The sequence below is a fragment of the Companilactobacillus halodurans genome (genome assembly GCF_009600985.1).
Lineage (GTDB): Bacteria > Bacillota > Bacilli > Lactobacillales > Lactobacillaceae > Companilactobacillus > Companilactobacillus halodurans.
Window position 1 is genome coordinate 1 of sequence record NZ_VDFP01000232.1, and the last position, 1,124, is coordinate 1,124.

The 1,124-nt window shown below is 35.1% G+C and carries 1 protein-coding gene; it reads right to left on the reverse strand.

What is annotated here, in order from left to right; genetic code table 11:
• Positions 1–26: 26 nt before the first annotated feature.
• Positions 27–1,124 (reverse strand): DUF3329 domain-containing protein (locus tag FHL06_RS13840; protein WP_238334067.1); only part of this gene is annotated, 1,098 nt, incomplete at its 5' end.

Genomic DNA, 1,124 nt, shown 5'->3' on the forward strand with positions numbered 1-1,124 from the left:
GAGACACTAATCTCATAATGTATTTTCTACTTTACACGATAACCGCTGATTTGGTTGAGTCCAAAGAACTTAGCCTCCCACTGGTTCATCAAAGCAGTCGGTGGTGTATCTAAGGCAATCACACCGTAGTTAGCATTATACTTGCTTTTTTGCATCGTCATTAATGGTATTCGTGCTGATTTATCCTTTGTTTGTTCAGCTTGGTAAATAATTTGATACTGTGTCCGCATTTGATGATAACTCAAGTTAATATCTTTATATGCTGGGCCAAAACTAATGCCAAACATGACCGTTATGATGGCCGACAAAGCTACTGTAGTCCAAGTTAATTCACTAAATACAGCATAAACTAAGATAAACAAAGCAATACCTAAGAAAATCACTCCACCAAAGAAAGTCCGTTCGGGATATTCTGGTGAAAAGGCCATAGCGTAAACTGCTGCTAGATGTCCAATTAGGAAAAATAGCACTGCCCAGATTGTATCAACGTTAATTTTCTTTAACACTACTCCAACAATCAATAAAACTGCCATTAATAAGTAGATCCAAACCCACTTATCAAAGGTTAATTTATAAATGCCAGCAAAGTTTTTTTGAATCAAAGTCCATGTTCGATGAATATTGCCACGGCTTTGTGATCCCGGAGACAGCATCATAGTAATAAACCCGATACCACTGAAAATGACACTGATAGTGGAAACTAAACTAATTTTATGTTCTTGAATCAAACGTTTAACCATAAATAACAAGATAATTAATACTGCCGCTGGTCCCGAATTTTCATTAGAAGCTCCTGCCAAAAACCCCAAAACAATTACCCCTAGAATACTACTGAAGTTGACGGCTCTAACTTTCAAATTATACAGAATGAATCCTAAATAAATTACACTCATCCACAAGTAATTGCCTGAACCTGATAACCACAAAACTGATTGGCCAAAATAAGGTATATAAAACCAAGTAAAACCAAAAATTAATGGCAAGATAAAAGGATTATGTTTTTTACCAGATAATTTCACCGCTACTTTATTCATCAATAGAAGTAACAAGACGTAAATTAAACTACTACAAATATCAAACGGCACTTTGGAATTAAATTGCATAAAATATTGCACAATCGAATG